The following is a 22,337-nucleotide window of genomic DNA, read 5'->3' on the forward strand; positions in this document are numbered from 1 at the left end:
CGGACGGCGACGTGACGCCGGCAGACAGACAGCTTTATAGCCCCCATTGCCCCACGCTCACATGGACACCATGACCGGTGATCGATTTATTCGGGGGCCACCCCGAAACAACCCCACTCTCTGACGTCGGCGACGTACAGTTTCTCGACACCACGCTGCGTGACGGGGAGCAGGCACCGGGTGTGTCACTGACTCCCGAGGAGAAAGCGCGGATCGCCCGCGGGCTCGACCGGGCCGAGGTCGACTACATCGAGGCCGGCAGCGCCTGCACCGGCCCGGGCGAGCGCGAGACCATCTCCCGGGTGACCGACCTGGGCCTGGACGCGACGGTCACCAGCTTCTGTCGTGGCATCAAAAACGACATCGACCTCGCGCTGGAGTGTGGCGTCGACGGGGTCGACATCGTCGTCCCGGCAAGCGACAAGCACGTCCAGCGGAAGGTCGGCACCACCCACGAGGAGAACGTCCGGACCACGGCTGAGCTGGTCGAGTACGCCACGGACCACGGCCTCTGGGTCGAGGTCATCGGCGAGGACGGCTCCCGGGCCGACTTCGACTACCTCGAACAGTTGATGTCGGCGGCCCTGGACGCGGGCGCCGACCGGGTCTGCTACGCCGACACCGTCGGCCACGCCACGCCCGACGAGACCCTCGAGGCGGTCTCGCGGCTGACCGACCTCGGGCCGACGAGTACCCACACCCACGACGACCTGGGGCTCGCGGTCACGAACGCCCTGGTCTCGGTCGCGGCGGGCGCCGACCTCGTCCACGGCACCATCAATGGTATCGGCGAGCGGGCGGGCAACGTCGCCCTCGAGGAGGTGGCCATCGCCCTGGACCACGGCTACGGGGTCGAGCCGATGGACCTCTCGGCGGTGTACGACCTCGCCCAGCTTGTGGCGAAGCTGACGGGGATCCCCCTGGCCCCGAACAAGGCCGTCGTGGGGGAGAACGCCTTCACCCACGAGTCCGGCATCCACACCGACGGCACCCTCAAGGACGAGACGATGTACGAGCCCTACCCGCCCGAGAAGGTCGGTCGGGAGCGCCGGCTGGCGCTTGGCAAACACGCCGGCCGCGCGGGCGTCGAGGCCGCGCTCACGGAGCACGGCTTCGACCTCGACGACGAGGGCATCGACGAGGTCGTCACCCGCGTGAAGGCCATCGGCGACCGCGGGAAGCGGGTGACGGATGCCGACCTGCTGACCATCGCCGAGGAGGTCGAGGGCCGGGACCGCGAGCGCCGCGTCGAGCTGCTCGACCTCACGGCGGTCTCGGGCGTGACGCCGCCGACGGCGAGCGTCCGGCTGGACGTCGAGGGAGAGAAGCGGGAGAACGCCGCCACCGGCTCCGGGCCGGTCGACGCGGCGATGAACGCGGCCGAGGAAGCGCTCTCGCACGAGGCCGACGCCTCGCTCGAGTCCTACCACGTCGACGCCATCACCGGCGGTACCGACGCCGTCGTCACCGTCGAGGTGGAGATGTCGAGAGACGACGACCACGTCACCGTCACCGCCTCCGACTCCGACATCACGTCGGCGTCGGTGACGGCGATGGTCGACGCGATGGACCGGCTGGTCGAACGCGGCGACGCCGAAGTCGTCGCCGACGACTGAGCCCACCCCTCACTCTTTGCGACCAGCGCCCTCAGTCGTCGGTGAGGTCGGCGTCCGCGGAGTCGGTCCCCGCCGTCCCCTCGGCGGGGTCGTCGCCGACGCCGACTTTGTCCTCGGTGAGGTCGGCGTCGCGCCAGGTGCCCCGCTCGAACCACGCGAAGGCGATCACCGCCGCGATGATACTCGAGAGGGCGAACCCGAGCCAGATCCCCTCGGGTGTCTTCTGCCCGAAGATCCAGAAGTCGACGGGGAGGATGTCCTGGGAAGCGACGTAGGCGATGGGCAGGCGGATGACCCCGAACATGACCAGCGCGATCGCGGCGGCGGTCAGGGTCTTGCCGGCGCCGCGCAGCCCGCCGCTGTAGGCCCGGAGGATGCCGACGAACCCGAAGGTGGGGGCGACCCACCGCAGGAAGGTGGCGCCCTGCTCCACCACTTCGGGGTCGCTGTCGAAGACCGCGATGATATCGGGAGCGAACGCGAAGATCACGACCCCGAGCCCGGCCAGCAGGAGGAAGGCGACCTTCGCGGCGAAGCGGTTGACCGCGGCGACGCGGTCGGGTTTGTCGGCGCCGATATTTTGCCCGGTCATCGTCTCGACGCCGCGGTCGATGGCGATGGCGGGCATGAAGACGAGCGAGAACACCCGAACGCCGACCCCGAAGGCCGCGACGACGGCCGTGGGAAACAGCGTCACCACGAAGAGCACGGCGTTGACCGAGACCGCCCGGCCGGTGTTCTCGATGGAGGCGGGGACGCCGATCCGGACCAGCTTGCGGGCGTAGGTGAGGTCGGGCCGGAGGTCGGCCACCCGGACCCGGATCCCCCGGTAGCCCCGGAGCATGATCGCCATGCCGACGACCATCGCCAGCCCGCGGGCGAAGACGGTCGCGACCGCCGCGCCCTCGACGCCCAGCCGGGGGAACGGCCCCCACCCGAAGATGAGGAAGGGGTCGAGCGCGATGTTGAGGACGACTGTGCCGAGCATGACGACCATCGGCGTGACCGTGTCCCCGGCCCCGCGCATCAGCGAGATGAACACGAAGAAGCCGAACATGAAGGGGAGCCCGAGCGTGATCACGGCGAGGTAGTCGCCGGCCAGCCCCGTCACGACCGGCTCGGCGGCGAAGAGGCCGAGCAGGTCCCGGACGAAGTAGAAGCCGACGGCGCCGAGCAGCGTCGCGGCGATGAGCGAGAACACCACCGTCTGCGAGGCGGCGTACTGCGCCTCGCGGGTCTCCTCGGCGCCGGTGTGCTGGGCGACCAGGACGCTCCCTGCGATGGTCAGCCCCATCCCCATCGAGATGAAGAGGAAGACCAGCGGGAAGCCCAGGCTGACAGCCGCGAGCGCCTCCGTGCTGTACTGACCCAGCCAGAACGTGTCGGCGAGGTTGTACGCCACCTGCAGGAGGTTCGTGATGACGATCGGCAGGGAGAGAAAGAACAGCGACTTGCCGATGGGGCCGCCGGTCAGGTCGAGCTCCTCCTGGCTCTTGAACAGCGAGCCCACCCGCCGCCTGGCGCGGCCGAGCAGCGCCCGGGCCCGCCCGCTCATTCGGTGACCTCCCTCGGGGGCTCCGCCTCGCTGTCACCGTCGCCGCTCGCCGTCACGCCGTCGGTTCCCTCGCCGGCCATCAGGTACGTCTCGACGTAGGAGTGGAGCATCCGCCGGGTGCAGTCGGTGTCCCGGCCGACCGACACCCGCTTGGTGCCGGCGCCGTCCAGGGCGGTCACCAGAAAGCGGGCCGTGTCGTCCGGGTCGACCGCGCGGAACTCGCCGGCTGCGATGCCGTCGGCGACGAGTGCGCGCGCCTGTTCGTGGAGAAAGCGGTCGAACCGCTCCATGCGCTCGCGGACGTCCTCGTCGTAGGGCGCCTGGGCCTTCAGCTCCAGCATGGCGGTGCCGAAGGCCACCCGCTCGTCCTCGTCCGGTTCCGGCGGCACGAGCACGTCGTCGATGAACGCCTCCAGTCGCTCTGCCGGGCCGTCGCCCCCGGGGTCGCGCACCCGGCCGGTGAACTCCGCGTAGAGGTAATCGAGAAAGGAGACCAGCAGGTCGTGTTTGCTGTCGTAGTGGTAGTGGAGGGCAGCCTTGGAGAGGTCGGTCTCGTCGGCGATGTCCTGCATCGTCAGCGAGGCGTACCCGTGGCTGCAGAGGGCGCGGTAGGTCGCCTCCATCACCGGGTCGGCGTCCTCGTCGGTCATCTATCCCTATTAACTGACCAGTCAGTAAGAGTCTTCTGAACTCCCCGTGGCGCCGGAGGGGAGGCGCGCTCGCGGCCCGGCTTCCCCTGGTCGCGACCGGCCGGCACCGGCGACCGTCACACGATATCTCACAACGTAATACGCGCGCCGGACCAGCGGCGTCCGGGCGGGTCCACCGACCGGGGACAGCTATAACCGGGCGCGTGGCGACACACGCGGGTGATGGAGCGAGCGACCATCGGCGAGGGCGGTATCGACTACTACTACCAGGATGTCGGCAGCGGGCCACCCGTGACCTTCGTCCACGGATTCAGCGCGAACCACCTGTCGTGGTACCAGCAGGTGCCCACGTTCCGGGACGAGTACCGGTGTGTCGTCCCCGACCAGCGCCGGTTCGGGCTCTCGGTCGACACCGCCGGGGCCGGCGTCAGGGCTTTTCCCGACGACCTCGCCGCCCTGCTGGACCACCTCGGGGTCGAGGAGACGGCTCTGGTCGGCCACTCGATGGGTGGGTGGACGGTCGGCTCCTTCGCCACCCAGTATCCCGGGCGGGTGAGCGCGCTGGTCCTCTCGGCGACGCCCGGCGGGCTCATCGCTCCCGAACGTCACGAGCAGCTCATGGCCCGGGGGGAGACACCCGAAGTCGACCCGCTCACGCCCGAAGCGGCGTTTCTCGCCGACTCCATCGACGGGCTGAACCGCGACAAACCGCCCTCCTGGGAGGAGACGCGACCGCCGCTTGACGAGCTGCCGCTCGACGCCGGGACGGTCGTCGACGCCGACATCCCCACCCTGGTCGTGGCGGGCGAGGCCGACGAGTTCATGCCGGCGCCGGCGATCGAGGCCGTGGGCGACCGGCTCGGGGCCGAGACGGCGGTCATCGAGAACGCCGGCCACTCCGCGTACTTCGAGCAGCCCGAGGCGTTCAACAGCGCCGTCGAATCCTTCCTCGACGACCACCTCGGGTGAGACCGCCCGGCGCGAGCCTTGGAGCGTCCGGTTCTGCCGTCTACCCCGCCCCTTACCCAACGACTAAACCACGTCAACGCCAACGTTGACACAGTAATGGGGACCGCAAACGAGCAGATCCGGGTCAGCAACCGCGTAAAGCGGGAGCTCGACCGCCTCCGGCGGGAGGGGGAGAGCTACAACGACGTTCTGGAGCGGGTTCTCGACGAGGAGCGCGGCGGCGACTTCCACGACGGGTTCGGCCGGTGGTCCGACGAGGACGCCGAGCGGGTCCGCGAGGGGCGCCGGACGGCGAAAGAGCAGCGGAAAGAGCGGATGCGGGAGCGGGCAGGGGACACATGAGAGTCCTCGACGCGACGTATCTCATCGACTACCTGGACGGCGTCGAAGCGACACGAGAGTTCTACGAAGCGCACGGGGCCGAAGACGAGCGCTGGGTGATGCCGGTCCCGGCCTACGCCGAGGTACTCGTCGGCGAGGGTACTCTCCCGAACGGCGATGTCGCAGGCGCCCGTGCCGCCCTCTCGTGGGGGGAGACGTACGCGGTAGACGAGCGGACGGCAGTGACGGCGGGTGCGGTCGCGGACGAGGTCGGGCCGGACGGTCCGTACCTGGACGGTCTCGACGCGCTCGTCGCGGCCGTCGGACGCGAGCTGGACGCGCCGGTCGTCTCCGCCGACGGGGACCTCACCCACGAGGAGACGAAGAAGGTCGTCGACGTCGAAGAGTACTGAGCAGGCGTCTCCCGGACGGGTTTACTACGCTCCCTCGTCGCTCGCCAGCCGGTAGGCCGCCTTCGCGTAGGTGTCCGCGGCGCTGTAGCAATCGTCCCGACTGGTGTACTCGTCCTCGTTGTGGCTCGTGCCGTCCTCGGAGACGGCGAAGACCATCCCCGTGTCCATGACCGCTGTCATGTGGGTGGCGTCGTGGCCGGCGCCGCTGACCATCCGGAGGCTGTCGTAGCCGCCCGCGTCCGCCGCGTTCTGGACCGCGTCGACACACCCGTCGGCGAACTCGACGGGCGAGGCGCGCATCCGGTCCTCGAAGCTCCAGTCGACGCCCTCGCGGGCGGCGGCCGCGTCGGCCTCCGCCAGCACGCGCTGGCGCCCCTCGTCGATAGTGGCGTCGTCGGGGTCCCGGAGGTCCCAGGTGACCGTCACCTCCTCGGGGATCACGTTGATCGAGTCCGGCGCGAGGTCGACCGAGCCGACGGTGGCGACGGTCCGCTCGCCGAGCGCACCCGGCACCCGGCGGACGCCGGTCACGAAGTCGCTGGCGGCCACCAGCGCGTCCGACCGGGTGTGCATCGGCGTCGGCCCCGCGTGGTCGGCCTCCCCCTCGAAGGTGACTGCGCCCCACGAGAAGCCGACGATGCCGGTGACGACGCCGACGTCCGCGCCGGCCGACTCGAGGTAGGGGCCCTGCTCGATGTGGAGTTCGAGGTAAGCCTCGTACTCCCGCTGTGGCTCTGCGGGTACCTCGCCCCTGTACCCGACCCGTTCCAGTTCCTCCTCTAGCACTGCGCCCTCGCTGTCGGTCTTGGCGTACTCCTCCTCGATGTCGTGGTCGCTGACCCACACCCCCGACCCCTGCATCGCGGGCTGGAAGCGCGACCCCTCCTCGTTGGTCCAGTTGACCACCTCGACCGGGTGGGCGGTCTCGACCCCGCGGTCCTCGAGTTCGCGGACGAACTCCAGGGCGGCCACGACGCCCAGCGCGCCGTCGTAGATACCGCCGTACGGTTGGGAGTCCAGGTGGGAGCCGAGCAGGACCGTTCCGGCGTCGGGGTCTGACCCCTCGCGGTAGCCGAAGGTATTGCCGAACTCGTCGACGCGGACGTCGAGGCCGAGCTCCTCGAGTTGTTCGACGAACCAGTCCCGGGCCCGGCGGTCGTCCTCGGAGAGCGCCAGGCGGTGGAGGCCGCCGCCGTCGGTGGCGCCGATCTCCGCTTGCTCCCGCATGGTATCGACGAGCCGCTCGCGGTCGATGGCGAAGTCCATGGCTCCCGTCCAGTGGCCACCCACAAAGAGATTGGTGCGCACCGGGGGAGCGGACGGCGCCGCGCGCACGACGGCTGGCAGGGGTAGATTCAAGCCCCGGCTCCTGCAGTACGGGGACGTGATACGGAGCTTCGAGGGAACGGAACCGCAGGTCGCGGAGTCGGCCCACGTCCACGAGGCGGCGTACGTCGCTGGCGACGTCGTGGTCGAGGAGGATGCGAGCGTCTGGCCCAACGCCACCATCCGCGGGGACGCCGGCCGGGTCGTCGTCGGCGAGGGGTCGAACCTCCAGGACAACGCCGTCATGCACGAGGGCGGCGAGCTCGGCCCGGACGTCACCGTCGGCCACAGCGCCATCGTCCACGCCGCCTACGTCGCCGAGGGGGCGCTGGTGGGGATGAACGCCGTCGTCCTGAACGACGCCCACATCGGCGAGCGTGCCGTCGTCGGCGCGGGCGCGGTCGTCACCGAGGGGACCGACGTTCCGCCGGAGACGCTGGTCACCGGTGCGCCCGCCACCGTCAAGACCGAACTGGAGGACCCGCCGGGAGCGGAGTCGGCCGAGCACTACGCCGAACTCGCGAAGCGCTACGAGGAGACGTCCGAGCGCCTGGATTGAACGAAGAGAGCGGTCGCAGTCAGCTCCCGCCCAGGTCGGGCTCGGGGACGAAAAACGCCAGCGCCGCCCCCGCGAGTCCGAGCGCCAGCGCCGCGCCGAACGCGACGGAGTAGCCCGCCCTCGCGATGAGGAGGCCGCCGACCGGCGGCGCGACGAAGCCGCCGAAGGTGGCCATACTGGTAGTAAAGGCGACCCCCGTGGCGGCGACGGCGGGGTCGGCGGTCTCGCGGGCCAGCGGGTACGCCAGGCCGAGGCCGAGCTGGAGAAAGAGGCCGGCCACCAGCAGGGCGAGCAGGAGAACCGCGACCGTGTCGGCGAGGACGACCACGAAGACTGCCGGGGCCGAGACGGCGAAGGCGAGCAGGACGACCGGCCGGCGGCGGTGGCCGAACAGCCGGTCGGAGACCGCGCCGCTACCTGCCCGCGCGACCGCGCCGACTGCCGGGAAGAAGGCCGCGAGTAGCCCGCCCTCCGCCAGCGAGACGCCGACGACCTCCGAGAGGTAGGTCGGGACCCAGCTGGTGACGAAGGCGTACAGCGAGAAGCCGACGAAGGCGACCAGCGCGACCGTCCAGACGGTGGCCGTGGTGAACAGCTCCCGGAAGTCGGCCAGCCGGGCGGTCGCGGTGTCCTCGACGGAGATATCGAGCCGGCGGCTGGTGACCCAGAACAGGGCGCAGCCGACCGCCGCCGGGGCCGCGTAGACCGCGAAGATGGCCGCCCAGCCGAAGCGCTCGGCGACGAGGGGGCCGGTGAGCAGGCCGACCGCGAACCCGGCCGCGGGGCCGCCGCTGAAGACGCCGACGGCGGTGGCCTGTCGCGCGGGGTCGAACGCCCGGCCGATGATGTTCACGCCGGCCGTCCAGATGGCCGCCGTGACGGGGGCGGCGAGCCCCCGCGAGAGCATCAGCGTCCAGAAGTTACCGTCCGCGGCCGCCCGCCAGCTCCAGGCGTAGAGGGCGAGGATGGCGAGCGTGGCGGCGACGACCGCCCGGCGGTTGTCGACCCGGTCGATCAGCATGCCCACGGGCACGCCCAGCAGCATCTGTGCGCCGAACATGACGCTGACGAGCAGGCCCGCGGTCGCGGGGCCGAGCGCGAGCTGCTCGCGGATGACGGGGAGCACGCCCGCCGGGACGATGTAGTAGGCGTTGACCGCGGCGATCAACACTCCGAGCCCGAGGACGACGTCCCAGGGACCGCCGAGCCGCGAGCGGAGCCGGGCCGTCGGTCCGTCGGCAGCCGGGGTCCGGCTCACTCGTCGGCGACGACCGCGCCCGCCTCGACCAGCGCCTCGACTTCCGCTTCGGTGTAGCCCCGCTCCCGGAGCACCTCCCGGGTGTGCTCGCCGAGCTCTGGTGTTTGGCCCTCGAACTCGGGGACCCACTCGGTCGTCCGGACGGGAAGGCGGACCGCCCGTGCGGGCTCGTCGGTCTCGAGGTTGTAGACGTCGACGAGCATCTCGCGGGCCTCGACGTGGGGGTCCTCGTCGACCAGCTCGGCGACGTCCCGGCGCGGGCCCGCGGGCACGCCCGCCTCGGTCAGCAGGTCGACCAGGTCGTCGCGCTCGTACTCCCGGAAGGTCGCCTCCAGTTCCTCCCGCAGTGCGTCGCCGTGGTCGTCGCGTTTCGCGTTGGTCTCGAAGCGCGGGTCTTCCAGCAGGTCCTCGCGGTCGATGGCCCGGGCGGTCCGCTCCCAGAGCATGTCGTTGACCGCACAGAGATAGAACGGTTCGTCGCCGGCGGCGTGGTAGATGTCGTTTGGCGAGAGGCCGCCGAAGGAGGTGCCGTGGCGGGTGGCCACCTCGCCGGTCTCGGCGTACTTGGCGGCCCAGTAGCCCATCCAGCCCGCGGCGACGTCGAACAGCGAGATGTCGACGTGGGCCCCCTCGCCGGTGCGCGCGGCCTCGTGCAACGCCGCTGAGGTCATGAACGCGGCGTTGGCGCCGGTCGCGCAGTCGATGACGCTCGCGCCGATCCGGACGGGTGGGCGGTCGGGGTAGCCGATGACGGACATCAGCCCGCTCATCGCCTGGATCACGGGGTCGTAGGCCGGGAAGTCGGCGTAGGGGCCGTCCTGGCCGAAGCCGGTGACGGAGGTGTAGACCACCTCCGGGTTGTGCTCTTTGACGGACTCGTAGTCGATTCCGAACTTCTCGGTGACGCCGGGCCGGAAGGACTCGACGACGACGTCGGCGCTGTGGGCAAGCTCCTGGACGAGCTCCTGACCCTCGTCGCTTTTGAGGTCGACTGCGAGGCTGCGCTTGCCGTCGGTGTTGAACGTGGCGAACATCGACCCGCCGATGAGGTCCCGGAAGGCGTCGCCGCCCGGCGGTTCGACCTTGACGACGTTGGCGCCCAGCGTGGCCAGCCGCTGCGTGCAGGCCGGGCCGGCGATGGACTGTGTCAGGTCGAGGACGTCCACGTCGGTGAACGGTTGCATGCGCCGGGATGCGCCCGTCCCCCACAAAACGGTTCCGACGCGCGTGGATGCAGTGTCTGAGTCGGGCTCGGAACGTCGGGGTCGAGAGCCCCGAAAGGTGCAGTCTCGCCGCACAGGCAGACGGCTAAACGGATGTGGCGCGCGCTGTCGCGGCGGCGCTGCCGCGACAGCCGGCGTGCGAGGGATGAGTGACCGACCGTAGGGAGGGAACGAATCGGTTGGGGAGGTATGTGGCCCCGGGTGGGACTGAAAGGGGCTGCCCGATCGGCGAGCGAGACGACGCAAGCACCGCAGTGAAACGAGGAGCGCAGCGAGTCGCAGCCGCCGAGCGGGCAGGGGCTTTCTGCACCTTTCGTTCGTAACCGTTCCACTGAACCGGACCGCACGAAGTCACTCAGAGCGCGGCGTTTCGAAAGCGTCGTAGGCCCCGACCGCGAGAGTGGAGTATGGACGTCGGGCTGGTCATTCTGGACGGGTGGGGGCTGAACCCCGACCCCGAACGGGACGCGGTGGCGGCCGCCGACACGCCCACGATGGACCGCTACCGCGAGCAGGGAGCATACGGCACGCTCGAAACGCATGGCCGCCGGGTCGGACTCCCCGAGGGACAGATGGGCAACAGCGAGGTCGGTCACCTCACGATCGGCGCCGGCCGCGTCGTCACACAGGAGTCCGCCCGGGTCACGGACGCCATCCGGGTGTGGCGCGAGGGGGGCGGCGAGACGGAGGCGGGCGACCCGCCGCTGGACGAGAACCCGGCCATCCGGGAGGTCATCGAGTACGCGACCGACAGCGGCGGCCGGGTCCACCTCCTCGGGCTGATAAGCGACGGCGGGGTCCACTCCTACCAGGACCACGTCCACGCGCTGGTCGACCTGGTGAGCGACGCCGGCCTCGAACCGGTCGTCCACGCCTTCACCGACGGCCGGGACACTGCACCGAAAAGCGGCGTCGACTTCCTCGCTGACCTGGAGCGCCACGTCGAGGATGCGGGCGGGAGGGTCGCGACGGTCACGGGGCGGTACTACGCGATGGACAGAGACGAGAACTGGGAGCGCACGGGCCGCGCCTACCGGGCTGTCGTCGACCGCGAGGCCGACCACGCGGCACCCTCGGCCGTGGCGGCCGTCGAAGCCGCCTACGACCGCGGGGAGACCGACGAGTTCGTCGAGCCCACAGTCGTGGAGAGCGGCCCCGCGCTCGTCGAGGGCGACGGCGCGGTGTTCTGCAACTTCCGGGCCGACCGGGCCCGCCAGCTCACCCGGATGCTCGCGGACATCGAGCCCGACTGGGAGCTCCCGACCGACCCGCCCCCGGTGGCGCTGGTGACGATGACCGAGTACGACCGGACCTTCGACCTCCCCGTCGCCTTCCCGCCGAACGCGCCCGAGGACACGCTGGGCGAGGTGCTCGCCGAGGCCGGCCGCAGCCAGCTCCGGCTCGCCGAGACCGAGAAGTACGCCCACGTCACCTACTTTCTGAACGGGGGACGGGAGGTCGAGTTCCCCGGCGAGGTCCGGCGGATCGTCGCGAGTCCGGACGTCCCGACCTACGACCGGCAGCCGGAGATGAGCGCGCCGGAGGTGACCGACACCGCTATCGACGTCATCGGGCGCGAGGACCCCGACGCCGCTATAATCAACTACGCCAACGCCGACATGGTCGGCCACACCGGCGACTTCGAGGCCGCGGTCGCCGCCGTCGAGGCCGTCGACGCGCAGCTGGCGCGGCTGGTCGACGCGATGCAGGCCGCCGGCGCACACGTCATCGTGACGGCCGACCACGGCAACGCCGACGAGATGGGCACCCCGGAAGCGCCACACACCGCCCACACCACGAACCCCGTCCCCGTCGTCTACCTGGCTCCCGACGGGACCTCGGGCGGCCGCCGCATCCGCGAGGGCGGGACGCTCGCGGATGTCGCGCCCACAGTACTGGAACTGCTGGGGATCGCGAAGCCGCCGGCGATGACCGGCGAGTCGCTGCTGGAGTGAGTGCCGTGGGGGAGTCCACCGGCCGGCGCCGCGACGACGGCGACGAAACCGACAGACGGGCCTACCGCGTCGCCTACGACGGCCGGGCCTACCACGGCTTCCAGCGCCAGCCGGACGTGCCGACCGTCGAGGACGCGCTGCTCGATGCGCTCCGGGCGCTCGATGTTTGCCCGGGAGACGGAACACCACCGGGGTGGGCGGCGGCCGGCCGGACCGACGCCGGGGTGTCGGCGCTCGCACAGACCGTGGCCTTCGACGCCCCGGCGTGGCTGTCACCCGCCGCGTTCACGAGCGAACTGCCCGCGGACGTGTGGGTCTGGGCCGACGCCGCGGCGCCCGCGGACTTTCACGCTACCCACGACGCCACGAGCCGGGCGTACACCTACCACCTCCACGCACCCGCAGATGAGGTCGACGACGCCCGCGCCCGCGGGACGCTGGCGGAACTCGCCGGCGAACACGACTTCCACAACCTCACGCCCGACGACGAGGGAACCGTCCGGGACCTGGAGACGGACCTCGAGCGCGAGGGCGAATTCCTCCGTCTGCGGCTCCGGGCGAGTGGCTTTCCCCGCCAGCTCGTCCGCCGGGTCGTCTCGCTGGTCGCCGAATTCGGGCGCGGGACGCCCTCCGGGGACCGCCTGGAGCGGGTCCTCTCCCCGGAGCCGCTGTCTGGGCCGGAGGGCGTGCCGCCCGCACCCGCGGAGCCGCTCGTGCTGACGGAGGTGTCGTACTCTGTTTCCTTCGAGGGAAACAATCGCGTGCTGTCGGAGGCCCGGGAGTGGTTCGAGGCCCGTCGCGTGGAGGGGGCGACGCTGGCGCGGGTGAGTGCGACGATCGGTAGCTCGCTGCCGGAGTGACCTCTCCGCAGAGTACGACCCGCTCCCGGCAGCAGCCCCCGCTCCGACGTATCTGGAAAGCTTCAACCGTTATGCGAGCGACATGTGGGATATGGACGACGTTGATGACGTACTCGAGGAACTCGCGAGCCTCCCGACGATGGTCCACGCGACCGCCTCGCCGGACGGGGACGAGGTCGCGCTGTACTACGACATCACGGGCCGCAACGAGCTCCACGTGCTGGACGTCGAGACGGGCGAACTCGGGCAGTGGAGCGACGGCGAGGTACCCCGCAACGCCCGCTGGCACGTCGACTGGGACGAGGGCGGCGACCGGGTGTACTTCCACCTCGACGAGGCCGGCGACGAGCAAAACGACGTCTACGCCGTCGACCGCGACGGGGGCGTCGAGCCGGTCGTCGAGATGGAGGGTCAGACGTACGTCGTGGACACCGCCGAAGACGCGCTGCTGCTGGGCTCGAATCGGGACGGCCAGCTCAACCTCTTCCGACACGAACTCGGCGGCGAGACCGCCAAGATCACCGACTACGAACGCGCGGTATGGGCTGCCGTGCTCTCGCCGGAGGGCGACCGGGTCGCCTACGCGACCAACGAGACCGACGACTTCGACAACCGCGACACCTACGTAGCCGACGCCGACGGCTCGAACGCCCGCGTCCTCGACGTCGGCGACCTCGGTGCGGAGACCAGCCCCGTCGACTGGTCCCCCGAGGGCGACCGGCTCCTCCTCGCGGACAACAGCCCGGACCTCGGGCGGATCGGGGTCTACGACCTCGAGAGCGAGTCTGTCCGGTGGCTCGGCGACGGCGAGTACGAGGAGACCCCCGAGGCGTTCATGCCCGACGGGGACCGCGTGGTCGGCACCCGGACCCGCGACGCGCTGACCGTCCCCGTCGTCTACGACCTGAAAACCGGCGAGAGTCGGGAGTTCGACCTCCCCGAGGGCGTCGCGGAGTTCGGGATGGCCGGCGAGAGCGTCCTCGGCGCGGACCGGGTCCTCCTGACCCACACGACGCCGACGACCCGGCCGACGCTCCTGGCCTACGACCTGAGGTCCGACGAGACCGAGACGCTCCTTGAGCCGGAGTACGGCCCCTTCGAGCCCGACGACTTCGCGGACGCCGAGTACTTCACTGTCACCTCCGACGGCGTGCCCGGGACCCGGCAGGCGGCCGTCGGGCACGACCCCTACGAGGAGCTGGAGGTCGGCGCCCTCCTCTATGACTCCGGGGAGCGACCCTCGCCGCTCGTCGTGAACCCCCACGGCGGCCCGCGGGCCCGCGACGAGATGCGCTTTGACCTCTACACCCAGGTGCTCGCCGCGCGGGGCTTCTCGGTGCTGCAGGTGAACTACCGCGGGTCGACGGGACGGGGACGCGAGTTCGTCCGCGCGCTTGACGAGGACTGGGGCGGCGCCGAGCAGGGCGACGTGGCGGCCGCCGCCGAGCACGTCCTCGGGGAGTACGACTGGCTCGACGGGGACCGCGTCGCCGTCTTCGGCGGCTCCTACGGTGGCTACTCGGCGTACTGGCAGCTCGTCCAGTATCCCGACCTCTACGACGCCGGCGTGGCGTGGATCGGGCTGACCGACCTCGCGGACCAGTTCGAGAACACGATGCCCCACTACCGGACGGAGCTGATGGAGAAGTACCTCGGGACGCCCGAGGAGCACCCCGACCTCTACGAGGAGCGCTCGCCGGTTACCCACGCCGACAACCTCGCGGCGCCGCTGTTGATGGTCCACGGCGTCAACGACCGCCGGGTGCCCGTCTCCCAGGCCCGCATCTTCCGGGAACGGCTGGAGGAACTCGGATACCGGGAAGGCGAGGACGGCGACTTCGAGTACCGCGAACTCGGCGAGGAGGGCCACGCCTCCTCCGACCAGGAACAGAAGCTGCGGATGTTCCGCCTGCTCGACGACTTCCTGCAACGGCGGGTCGGAACCCCCAGGGTCGCCGAGGCCGACGACTGACTACTCCCCGGTGTTCTGACTCTCGCTACTCGTGGTCTCGCCGTCGGTGGGTTCGAACCAGCGGGCGGCGCCGGCGAGCAGACTCACCGTCAGGTAGCCGAACGCGACCAGCGCGACCGTCCACGTGAACAGTATCGCGACGAAATCCGGGACGACGGGGTTGTCGTAGTCGCTGACGAGCCGGTCGAGGTACAGCACCGCGAACGCGAGCAGGACGGTCAGGGTGGCACCGACCCGTCTGACCGTCCGCTGGAGGGCACTCGAGGGCACGGACGTGAGACACAGCGACGCGAGTAAATAGCTGGCGGAGCAGTGGCGGCGCTGCGACTGGCTACTCGGCCCAGCCCTCCGGCCAGACGCCGGCGGCGCGCATCCCGGGCTCGGCGCCCGCCTCGCGCAGCCGCCCGCGGAGCCTCACGGGATCGACGCCTTCGAAGGACCCGCCCGCGACGCGCTCGACGAGCAGCGCGGCGAGGGCGGCGTGGGTCCGGACCGTCCGGGGGTCGGCCTTGTCCAGCGTGTCCGCCCGGGTGTGGGTCCAGCCCCGCTCCCAGACGCCGTCCTCGCTTGGGCGGCTGCTGTGTAGCTGGAGCGCCGGGACGCCCTGCCGGAGGAACGGCCAGTGGTCGCTGTAGGGGTGGGGCTGCTCCTCGACGGCGACCGGGTCCGGGACTCCGGCGGCGACCCCCTCGACGGTTTCCCCGAGGTCGTCGCTCCCGTGGACCAGCGCCCGGAGGTCACGGAACCGGCCGGCGCCGTCGACGTTGACGACCGCGCGCAGCCGGTCGGTGTCGACCGACCCGGCGAGCGCTTCCGCGCCGAGCAGGCCGACCTCCTCACAGCCCGTGGCGGCGACCTCGACCCGGCAGTCGAGGTCGGCGTCGGCGAGCGCGCGGACCGCCCCGACCATCGTCGCCACGCCACAGCCGTTGTCGAGCGCCCCTTCGCCGACGTCGTGGGTGTCGTAGTGGGCCAGCAGGAGCACCGCCTCGTCGGTGTCGGGGCCCAGCGCCGCGCGGACGTTCTGACTCTCGCCGTCGTCGGTCGAGGCCTCGACGGAGAGGTCCGCTTCGGCCCCGCGGTCGGCGTACCGCCGGAGCCACTCGCCGGTCTCGTGGGAGACGCCGACCGCCGGCGTGTCGGCCTCCTCGCCGAACCGGAGCGCCCCGGTCGGCGGGAGCTGACCGGGCCGGTCGCTCGCGAAGACGACCGCCCGCGCCCCCGCGTCGGCGGCGTGGCCGCACTTCTCCATGCGGTGGACGTGCCGGTCGGCCTCGGGCGGGGTCGCGGTGCTGACGATGGCGACCGCTCCCTCCAGCCCCTCGCAGTCTGCGGGGGTTCCGTACCCCGCATCCGCCAGCGGCGCGGTCACGTCCGCCGGCGGCGAGTACGGCAGCGCGACCGCCTCGAAGGAACGGGCCGGGTCGGTTCCGACCGAGAGTGTCGTCCCCCCGCGGGTCCAGCGCTGCATCTCGAAGGGGTCGACCCGGGCGTCGAGGCCGGCGGCGTCGAGCGCCGCCCGGACCCGCTCGGCGGCGCGGCGCTCGCCGGGGTGGCCGCCGAAGCGGTCCATCGCGGCGAGGTCGGTCAGCAGCTCCCAGGGGGCGTCGTCGCGCCAGGCGCACCCGAGTGTGGCGTCGTCCATGCGCTCCGCAGGGCCGGGAATACCGAAAAGCCTGGCATCCGCCTACGCCAGCCCGGGGTACCGGTCGGCCCAGGGCCGGTGGCGCTCGATGGCGGCGCTGGCCGCGAGCACCCGCTCGTCGCCCAGGCGGGGGCCGACGACCTGGAGGCCGACCGGCAGCTCGTCGACGAAGCCCGCGGGGACTGACGCCGCCGGATGGTCGGTCATGTTGAACACCCACGAGAGGATCCAGTCGAGGTAGGGGTCGGCGGGTTCGCCGTCGACCTCCGTCGGGCCGCGCTCGGTCGTCTCGAAGGGGAGCACGCCGAGCGTCGGCGTCACGAGGAGGTCGTACTCGGCGAAGATATCCTGAATCGCGTCGTAGACGTCGGTCCGGACGACGTCGGCGCGCTGGCGGTCGGTGACGGCGTACTCCCGGCCGGCCTCGACGATGCGGACGAACAGCGGGTCGACCTCGTCCCGGTCCAGCAGGTCGACGCCGTGGACCTCCTCGACCTGGAGCGCGACGCCGGCCATCAGCGTCTGGAAGTAGGTCCGCCAGGCGTCCGCGATTTCCTCGCGGGCGCGGCCGTACTCCACGTCGACCTCGTGGACGGTCGCCCCCGAAGCCTCGAGGGCGCCGCAGGCGTCGGCGACAGTCTCCCTGACGGCGGGTTCGACCGGGAAGACCCCCAGGTCGGGGCTGTACGCGACGTCGAGGTCGTCGACCGGCCTGTCGACCGCCCCGCGGTAGTCGACCCCCTCGTCGGGATGTGTAAAGGGGTCCTCGGGGTGGGGGCCGGCCACGACGTCGAGCATGAGTGCGGCGTCGGCCACGCTCCGGGCGAGCGGGCCGTGCTGGACGAAGGGCGAGTGCCCGTCGAAGGCGTTCGGCCGGTTCCCCTTCGGCACCCGGCCGAAGGAGGGTTTGTAGCCGACCACGCCACAGCAGGCGGCGGGGATGCGGATGGAGCCGCCGGCGTCCGAGCCCTGGGCCAGCGGGGCCAGCCCGCCCGCGACTGCCGCCGCCGACCCGCCGGAGGTCCCGCCCGCGGTCCGGTCGGTATCGAATGGGGTGACGGTCGTCCCGACGAGGTCGTTGTCCGTCGTCGGCCGGTTGCCGAACTCCGGGGTGTTGGTCTTCCCGATGACGATTGCCCCGGCCGCTTCGAGGCGCTGGACGACCGGTGCCGAGCGCTCGGGGACGTAGTCCTCGAAGACCCGCGAGCCGTAGGTGTGACGCGTTCCCGCGTGATAGGCAAAGAGGTCCTTGACGGCGACGGGGACGCCGTGGAGCGGACCGACCGGCTCCCCGGCGGCGAGCGCGCGTTCGGCCTCGCGGGCCTCCTCGCGTGCGGCCTCCCGGCGGACCGTGACGTAGGCGTTCAGCCGGTCGTTCTCTGCCGCGATGCGGTCGAGGTACGCGTCCACGACTTCCGTGGGCGTGAGGTCGCCACGCCGGAGGCGCTCGGCTAGGACGGTCGCGGGCGCGAAGGTGAGGGAGCTCATTCGCGGGAGTTCGACCGGCCGGGGCTAAAATCCCCGTGACAGGACAGGCGACGCGTGTACTGTAGCGGCATCACAGCCCCGGACAGGGTTCGGTGGTCGCGGCGAGCCAGGCAGGGCGCGCGCTGTCGCGGCTCCGTCCGCGACGACGCCGTGCGAGGGATGAGGAGCACAGGAGCGAGCAGGGCGAGCGACGAGCACCGCAGTCGGCTGGGGAGGTATGTGGTACTGGGTGGGACTGAAAGGGGCGGTTGACTGCGGGAAGCACGGCGTCCGCGGCGCGTTGCGCCGCGGGCTCGGGAGAGCTCTGCTCTCCCGGTGACGCAAGCACTGGACGGAGCGAACGAAGTGAGTGACGGAAGCGCGCAGCGAGGCGCGCGAGCGCAGCCAACCGGGGCTTTCCTGCTAGTCGTAGCACTCGCAGTGACAGGAGCAGTCAGGCACCCACCACAGCACGGAACCGCGAAGGCTTACGGGTCCGCCGCCCGTACGCGGGGCCATGAGTTCGGCCGACGTCCCCGAGCGCGAGGAGATCGACGAGGAGTACACCTGGGACCTCCAGTCCCTCTTTGCCGACGACGAGGAGTGGGAGGAAGCCTTCGAGGAGGCCAGCGAGATGCTCGCCGACCTCCAGGCCTACGAGGGCCGCGCGGTCGAGAGCGCCGCCACCCTGCGGGAGCTACTGGCGACCTACGAGGACGTGATGCGCGAGGTGGCCGACGTCTCCGCGTACGCCCGCATGCGCAAGGACGAGGACACCCGCGACGACGAGGCCCAGGCGATGGCCGCCCGTGCCCAGTCGCTGTCCTCCAAAGCGCAGAGTGCGGCCTCCTTCATCGAGCCGGAACTCCAGGAACTCGACCGGGAGACCTTCGAGACCTTCGTCGAGGCCGAGCCCGCGCTGGCGGAGTACGACCACTACGTCGACGACGTGTTGCGGATGAAACCCCACACCCGCTCTGCGGAGGTCGAGGAGCTACTGGCGGACCTGGGCGAGGTGACCGGCGCGCCCGGCGAGGTGTACAACATGCTGACCAACGCCGACATGGAGTTCCCGTCCGTCGAGGGGCCGGACGGCGACACTCAGCCCGTGACGCTCAACAACTTCACGACGCTGCAACGGGACCCGGACCGCGACTTTCGCCGGCGAGTGTACGAGTCCTTCTACGACGAGTGGGCCGACTACCGCAACGCCGTCGCCACGGCCTACCGCAAGTCCGTCAAGACCGACGAGAAGCTGGCCGCGGCGCGCAACTACGACACCGCCCGCGAGGCCTCGCTGAACGGCCCGAACATCCCCGTCGAGGTGTACGACACGCTCGTCGACACCGTCCACGACAACCTCGGCCGGCTGCACCGCCACGCCGACCTCAAGCGGGAGGCGGTCGGCGGCGACGAGCTCCGGATGTGGGACCTGTACGTCCCCCTCGTCGAAGGCGAGGGGCCGGAGATCCCCTACGCGGACGCCAAGGAGTACGTCGTCGACGCCGTCGCGCCGCTGGGCGAGCCCTACCAGCAGCGGGTCGCCGAGGGCCTGGAGTCGCGGTGGGTCGACGTCTACGAGACCAAAGGCAAGCAGTCCGGCGCCTACTCCGGGGGTACCTACGACTCCCAGCCCTACATCCTGATGAACTACCAGGAGGACGTCCCCTCGCTCTTTACCCTGGCCCACGAACTGGGCCACTCGATGCACTCCGAACTCGCCAGCGACGAGCAGCCCTACGTCTACGCCGACTACACCATCTTCGTCGCCGAGGTCGCCAGCACCGTCAACGAGACGCTCCTGACGCATCACCTGCTGGACACCGTCGAGGACGAGCGCTTTCGCCGGCACATCCTCAACGAGTACCTCGAGCGATTCCGGTCGACCCTCTACCGGCAGACCATGTTCGCGGAGTTCGAGCACCGCGCCCACGAACTCTCCGAAGAGGGTGAGCCACTGACCGCCGACCGGCTCGACGACCTGTACCACGGGCTCAAAAGCGACTACTACGAGCCCGCCGCGGTCGACGACCGGATCGCTCGCGAGTGGATGCGGATCCCTCACTTCTACCGCTCCTTTTACGTCTTCCAGTACGCCACTGGTATCTCGGCCGCGGTCGCGCTCGTGGAGAACATTCGAGACGAGGGCGAGCCGGCCGCGCAACGGTACCGCGATTTCCTCTCGAGTGGCTCCCGGGAGTACCCGCTGGAGCTGCTGGAGACCGCGGGGGTCGACATGACCGACAGCGCTCCCGTCGAGGCCGCGCTGTCGGTCTACGGCGACTACCTCGACGAGTTCGCCAGCCTGACCTAAGTCCAATCGAACGCGCTGTCGAGGTCGTGTGGCGTGTGCCCCTCCTCGCCCGCCCGGTCGAGGTAGTCCTCCAGGGCCGGCCGGAAGGCAGAATCGGCACACTCGACGAGCTGTCGGGCGCGCTCGCGTGGTGAGGTCCCCCGGAGGTCCGCGACGCCGTGTTCCGTGACAATCACGTCCACGTCGTGTTCGGTGTGGTCGACGTGGGTGACCATCGGGCGGACCTTCGAGACGTCGCCGCCCCCGGCGGTCGAGGGCAGGGCGATGATAGAGAGCGGGGAGTTGCGGACGAAGTCACCGGAGCCGCCGACGCCGCTTATCATCCGCGAGCCGCCGACGTGCGTGGAGTTGACGTGGCCATAGAGGTCCACTTCGACGGCGCTGTTGACCGCGACGACGCCGAAGCGGTCGACCAGTTCGGGGCGGTTCGAGAGCTCCGCGGGCCGGAGCACGACGTCCTCGGCGTAGCGCTCGGCGTCTTCGAAGAGGCACTCCTGGCCCTCCGCCGAGAGCGCCAGCGAGGTGGCACTCGCCACTCGCAGGTCACCGTCGTCGAGCAGGTCGAGCAGGCCGTCCTGGATCACCTCCCCGAAGTAGACGAGGTCGCGGTCGCCGACGTCGGCGTCCGCGAGTGCGGCCATCAGGGCGTTGCCGAGGCTGCCGACGCCGAACTGCATCCGCAGGGACTCCTCGAAGATGGGGGAACGCTCGACCTCCTGCTCCAGGAAATCCCCGAGATTCGATGCGATCGCCTCGTCGACTGCGGTGGGCTCGCGGAAGGTGTAGGGCTCGTCGCGGCGGTCGGTCTCGACGACCGCCGCGAGCGCCTCGGGGTCGAAGCCTACCCGTGGGTCGCCGACCCGCTCGCCCGGCGCGGAGAGGGGAACGCCCTCGCGGCCGGGCGGGTCGCCGAGCCGGTAGACGTCGTGGAAGGCCGCCAGCTCGCGGGGCTGGGCGCGGTTGACCTCGACGACCAGCTTGTCGACCGCGTCGACGAACGGGGGCGTGTGGCCGATCGAGGTCGATGGGATAAGCCAGTCCTCGCCGACCGCGACGGCCTCGACGACGGCGACGTCGGGGTCGACCAGCCCGCCGAAGCGGACCTCGTCGCCCAGCGAGGAGATGTGGCGGTCGCTGAAGGCCACGCTGCCGTCGTTGACGGCCTCGTTGATCTCCGGGCGGGCCTGGAAGGGGTACCGCCGGTCGATTGCGTCGGCTTCAACGAGCGCCGTGTCGATCTCCGGGCCGACGCTGCCGCCGCTCACGACGGTCAGCGCCAGGTCCCGCCTCGACTCGGCGAGCGCCTCGGGGACGGCCTTGGGGTAGCCGACGCTGCCGAAGCCGCTGGTGAGGAGGGTCGCGTCGGCCGCGACCTCGCCGGCGGCGCTTTCGGCGTCGGTGAGCGGGAGGTCGCCGTGCAGGCGGTCGTCGGGAACCATCTCACTCCCCGCTACCTGTCCCGTCCCCGCCGTCGTCCTCCAGGTCCTCGGGCTGGGTGCCGATACCCTCCGGCCAGCCGGTCGGCGCGGCCGCCGAGGGCTGGGCGTGCTCGCGTTTCAGGACCATGGGCGTCCGTTCCAGCGAGAGGACGAGTTCGTCGTCCTGGTTGTACGCCCGCAACTCGGTGGTGACGATGCCGACGTGGTCGCGGGAGTCGGACTCGCGTTTGTCGATGACTTCGCTCTCGGCGAAGATGGTGTCGCCGTGGAAGACCGGCGCGTGGTGGCGCACTGCGTCGTAGCCGAGGTTGGCGGTGGCGTTCGCGGAGACGTCGATGACGCTCATCCCCACCGCGAGCGCGAAGACGTAGGTGCCGTCGACGAGGCGCTCGCCGAACTCCGTCTCCGCGGCGTAGGCCTCGTTGAAGTGCATGGGGTTGAGGTTCATCGTGACGTTGGTCACCCAGACATTGTCCGTCTCTGTCACCGTCCGCCCGTAGGGGTGCTTGTAGATGTCCCCGACTGCGAAGTCCTCGTAGTACCGTCCCTGCCAGCCCTCGACGAGTCGCCGCTCGGTGTCCTCTGTCATCGTTCGTCGGTGTCCGGCCGCGGGCTTAAGCGTGGGGCTCTCGGTTCCGGGGCGGCGCTCAGTCCCCGCGAGGCGCCCTTCCGCTATCCGGCACCGTCGGAACTCCCGGGCGGTGGCGGGGTTCAGCAGCCGCGTCGAGTGGAGGGCACGAGTCGGTCACGCCACAACCCCTCTGTACGACCGGGCGCAGTCGACGCAGAACGGAC

General features: G+C 70.9%; 19 protein-coding genes. 9 read left to right on the top strand and 10 right to left on the bottom strand.

The window, feature by feature from the left end:
* Window positions 1-77: 77 nt before the first annotated feature.
* Window positions 78-1,616: a (R)-citramalate synthase gene (locus GN153_RS15205; protein WP_159904285.1), complete on the top strand. Its 1,539-nt coding sequence runs from the start codon at window positions 78-80 to the stop codon at window positions 1,614-1,616.
* Between the two features lie 31 nt (window positions 1,617-1,647).
* On the opposite strand, the gene GN153_RS15210 is transcribed toward GN153_RS15205, so the two are convergent.
* Both GN153_RS15210 and GN153_RS15215 read right to left on the bottom strand, forming a co-directional pair.
* Window positions 1,648-3,171, bottom strand: coding sequence for an MATE family efflux transporter (locus GN153_RS15210; protein ID WP_159904287.1), 1,524 nt, complete (start codon window positions 3,169-3,171; stop codon window positions 1,648-1,650).
* Window positions 3,168-3,821, bottom strand: a complete 654-nt coding sequence (locus GN153_RS15215; RefSeq protein ID WP_159904289.1) for a TetR/AcrR family transcriptional regulator — start codon at window positions 3,819-3,821, stop codon at window positions 3,168-3,170. Before GN153_RS15215 ends, GN153_RS15210 begins: the two co-directional genes overlap by 4 nt.
* Before the next feature lie 222 nt (window positions 3,822-4,043).
* Between GN153_RS15215 and GN153_RS15220 the strand changes: the two genes are divergently transcribed.
* From GN153_RS15220 to GN153_RS15230, 3 genes are all read left to right on the top strand, one after another.
* Window positions 4,044-4,790 carry an alpha/beta fold hydrolase gene (locus GN153_RS15220; RefSeq protein WP_159904291.1) on the top strand — a complete coding sequence of 249 codons (747 nt, stop codon included), beginning with the start codon at window positions 4,044-4,046 and terminating at the stop codon, window positions 4,788-4,790.
* A gap of 96 nt (window positions 4,791-4,886) precedes the next feature.
* The gene (locus GN153_RS15225) at window positions 4,887-5,132 is read left to right on the top strand and encodes an antitoxin VapB family protein (protein WP_159904293.1); all 246 of its coding nucleotides are present in this window, start codon (window positions 4,887-4,889) and stop codon (window positions 5,130-5,132) included.
* Complete coding sequence (locus tag GN153_RS15230; RefSeq protein WP_159904295.1) at window positions 5,129-5,524, top strand: PIN domain-containing protein; 396 nt, start codon at window positions 5,129-5,131, stop codon at window positions 5,522-5,524. The genes GN153_RS15225 and GN153_RS15230 overlap by 4 nt, the downstream gene beginning before the upstream one ends.
* A 24-nt stretch (window positions 5,525-5,548) precedes the next feature.
* Here the strand turns inward: GN153_RS15230 and GN153_RS15235 are convergent, their stop codons facing one another.
* Window positions 5,549-6,790, bottom strand: coding sequence for a Zn-dependent hydrolase (locus GN153_RS15235; RefSeq protein ID WP_159904297.1), 1,242 nt, complete (start codon window positions 6,788-6,790; stop codon window positions 5,549-5,551).
* A gap of 118 nt (window positions 6,791-6,908) precedes the next feature.
* Between GN153_RS15235 and GN153_RS15240 the strand changes: the two genes are divergently transcribed.
* Window positions 6,909-7,409 (top strand): gamma carbonic anhydrase family protein, encoded by a 501-nt coding sequence (locus GN153_RS15240; protein WP_159904299.1) that lies wholly within the window; start codon window positions 6,909-6,911, stop codon window positions 7,407-7,409.
* Window positions 7,410-7,428: 19 nt separating this feature from the next.
* On the opposite strand, the gene GN153_RS15245 is transcribed toward GN153_RS15240, so the two are convergent.
* Window positions 7,429-8,667: an MFS transporter gene (locus tag GN153_RS15245; protein WP_159904301.1), complete on the bottom strand. Its 1,239-nt coding sequence runs from the start codon at window positions 8,665-8,667 to the stop codon at window positions 7,429-7,431.
* The gene (locus tag GN153_RS15250) at window positions 8,664-9,851 is read right to left on the bottom strand and encodes a CaiB/BaiF CoA transferase family protein (protein ID WP_159904303.1); all 1,188 of its coding nucleotides are present in this window, start codon (window positions 9,849-9,851) and stop codon (window positions 8,664-8,666) included. The genes GN153_RS15245 and GN153_RS15250 overlap by 4 nt, the downstream gene beginning before the upstream one ends.
* A 446-nt stretch (window positions 9,852-10,297) precedes the next feature.
* Between GN153_RS15250 and gpmI the strand changes: the two genes are divergently transcribed.
* From gpmI to GN153_RS15265, 3 genes are all read left to right on the top strand, one after another.
* A complete protein-coding gene (gene gpmI / locus GN153_RS15255) occupies window positions 10,298-11,845 on the top strand; it encodes a 2,3-bisphosphoglycerate-independent phosphoglycerate mutase (RefSeq protein WP_159904305.1) in 1,548 nt (515 codons plus the stop codon).
* A gap of 5 nt (window positions 11,846-11,850) precedes the next feature.
* Window positions 11,851-12,705, top strand: a complete 855-nt coding sequence (gene truA, locus GN153_RS15260; RefSeq protein WP_159904307.1) for a tRNA pseudouridine(38-40) synthase TruA — start codon at window positions 11,851-11,853, stop codon at window positions 12,703-12,705.
* A gap of 82 nt (window positions 12,706-12,787) precedes the next feature.
* Window positions 12,788-14,677 (top strand): S9 family peptidase, encoded by a 1,890-nt coding sequence (locus GN153_RS15265; protein ID WP_394350944.1) that lies wholly within the window; start codon window positions 12,788-12,790, stop codon window positions 14,675-14,677.
* Here GN153_RS15265 and GN153_RS15270 read toward each other — a convergent pair whose 3' ends face one another.
* The 3 genes from GN153_RS15270 to GN153_RS15280 form a co-directional block, all read right to left on the bottom strand.
* Window positions 14,678-14,947 carry a hypothetical protein gene (locus GN153_RS15270; RefSeq protein WP_159904311.1) on the bottom strand — a complete coding sequence of 90 codons (270 nt, stop codon included), beginning with the start codon at window positions 14,945-14,947 and terminating at the stop codon, window positions 14,678-14,680.
* A 61-nt stretch (window positions 14,948-15,008) separates the two neighbouring features.
* Window positions 15,009-16,322, bottom strand: coding sequence for a M28 family metallopeptidase (locus tag GN153_RS15275; RefSeq protein WP_159904313.1), 1,314 nt, complete (start codon window positions 16,320-16,322; stop codon window positions 15,009-15,011).
* 42 nt (window positions 16,323-16,364) lie between these two features.
* On the bottom strand, window positions 16,365-17,810 hold the full coding sequence (locus GN153_RS15280; RefSeq protein WP_159904315.1) for an amidase: 1,446 nt from the start codon (window positions 17,808-17,810) through the stop codon (window positions 16,365-16,367).
* A gap of 496 nt (window positions 17,811-18,306) precedes the next feature.
* On the opposite strand from GN153_RS15280, the gene pepF reads away from it, so the two are divergent.
* A complete protein-coding gene (gene pepF, locus GN153_RS15285; RefSeq protein WP_159904317.1) occupies window positions 18,307-20,103 on the top strand; it encodes an oligoendopeptidase F in 1,797 nt (598 codons plus the stop codon).
* Here the strand turns inward: pepF and GN153_RS15290 are convergent.
* Together GN153_RS15290 and GN153_RS15295 are read right to left on the bottom strand one after the other, a co-directional pair.
* Window positions 20,100-21,542, bottom strand: a complete 1,443-nt coding sequence (locus tag GN153_RS15290) for an acetyl-CoA hydrolase/transferase C-terminal domain-containing protein (RefSeq protein WP_159904319.1) — start codon at window positions 21,540-21,542, stop codon at window positions 20,100-20,102. The two genes, pepF and GN153_RS15290, sit on opposite strands and share 4 nt — an antisense overlap.
* Before the next feature lies 1 nt (window position 21,543).
* Complete coding sequence (locus GN153_RS15295; RefSeq protein WP_159904321.1) at window positions 21,544-22,131, bottom strand: MaoC family dehydratase; 588 nt, start codon at window positions 22,129-22,131, stop codon at window positions 21,544-21,546.
* Window positions 22,132-22,337 lie beyond the last annotated feature (206 nt).

The organism is Salinirussus salinus (assembly GCF_009831455.1).
Taxonomy (GTDB): domain Archaea; phylum Halobacteriota; class Halobacteria; order Halobacteriales; family Haloarculaceae; genus Salinirussus; species Salinirussus salinus.

Bases quoted from the DNA above. Each gene is read 5' to 3' on its own strand.
- GN153_RS15215 (WP_159904289.1), bottom strand. From the start codon at position 3,821: ATGACCGACGAGGACGCCGACCCGGTGATGGAGGCGACCTACCGCGCC.
- GN153_RS15290 (WP_159904319.1), bottom strand. From the start codon at position 21,542: ATGGTTCCCGACGACCGCCTGCACGGCGACCTCCCGCTCACCGACGCC.
- GN153_RS15265 (WP_394350944.1), top strand. From the start codon at position 12,788: ATGTGGGATATGGACGACGTTGATGACGTACTCGAGGAACTCGCGAGC.
- pepF (WP_159904317.1), top strand. From the start codon at position 18,307: ATGAGTTCGGCCGACGTCCCCGAGCGCGAGGAGATCGACGAGGAGTAC.
- GN153_RS15210 (WP_159904287.1), bottom strand. From the start codon at position 3,171: ATGAGCGGGCGGGCCCGGGCGCTGCTCGGCCGCGCCAGGCGGCGGGTG.
- GN153_RS15275 (WP_159904313.1), bottom strand. From the start codon at position 16,322: ATGGACGACGCCACACTCGGGTGCGCCTGGCGCGACGACGCCCCCTGG.
- GN153_RS15230 (WP_159904295.1), top strand. From the start codon at position 5,129: ATGAGAGTCCTCGACGCGACGTATCTCATCGACTACCTGGACGGCGTC.
- GN153_RS15225 (WP_159904293.1), top strand. From the start codon at position 4,887: ATGGGGACCGCAAACGAGCAGATCCGGGTCAGCAACCGCGTAAAGCGG.
- GN153_RS15280 (WP_159904315.1), bottom strand. From the start codon at position 17,810: ATGAGCTCCCTCACCTTCGCGCCCGCGACCGTCCTAGCCGAGCGCCTC.
- GN153_RS15250 (WP_159904303.1), bottom strand. From the start codon at position 9,851: ATGCAACCGTTCACCGACGTGGACGTCCTCGACCTGACACAGTCCATC.
- GN153_RS15295 (WP_159904321.1), bottom strand. From the start codon at position 22,131: ATGACAGAGGACACCGAGCGGCGACTCGTCGAGGGCTGGCAGGGACGG.
- GN153_RS15235 (WP_159904297.1), bottom strand. From the start codon at position 6,790: ATGGACTTCGCCATCGACCGCGAGCGGCTCGTCGATACCATGCGGGAG.
- GN153_RS15220 (WP_159904291.1), top strand. From the start codon at position 4,044: ATGGAGCGAGCGACCATCGGCGAGGGCGGTATCGACTACTACTACCAG.
- gpmI (WP_159904305.1), top strand. From the start codon at position 10,298: ATGGACGTCGGGCTGGTCATTCTGGACGGGTGGGGGCTGAACCCCGAC.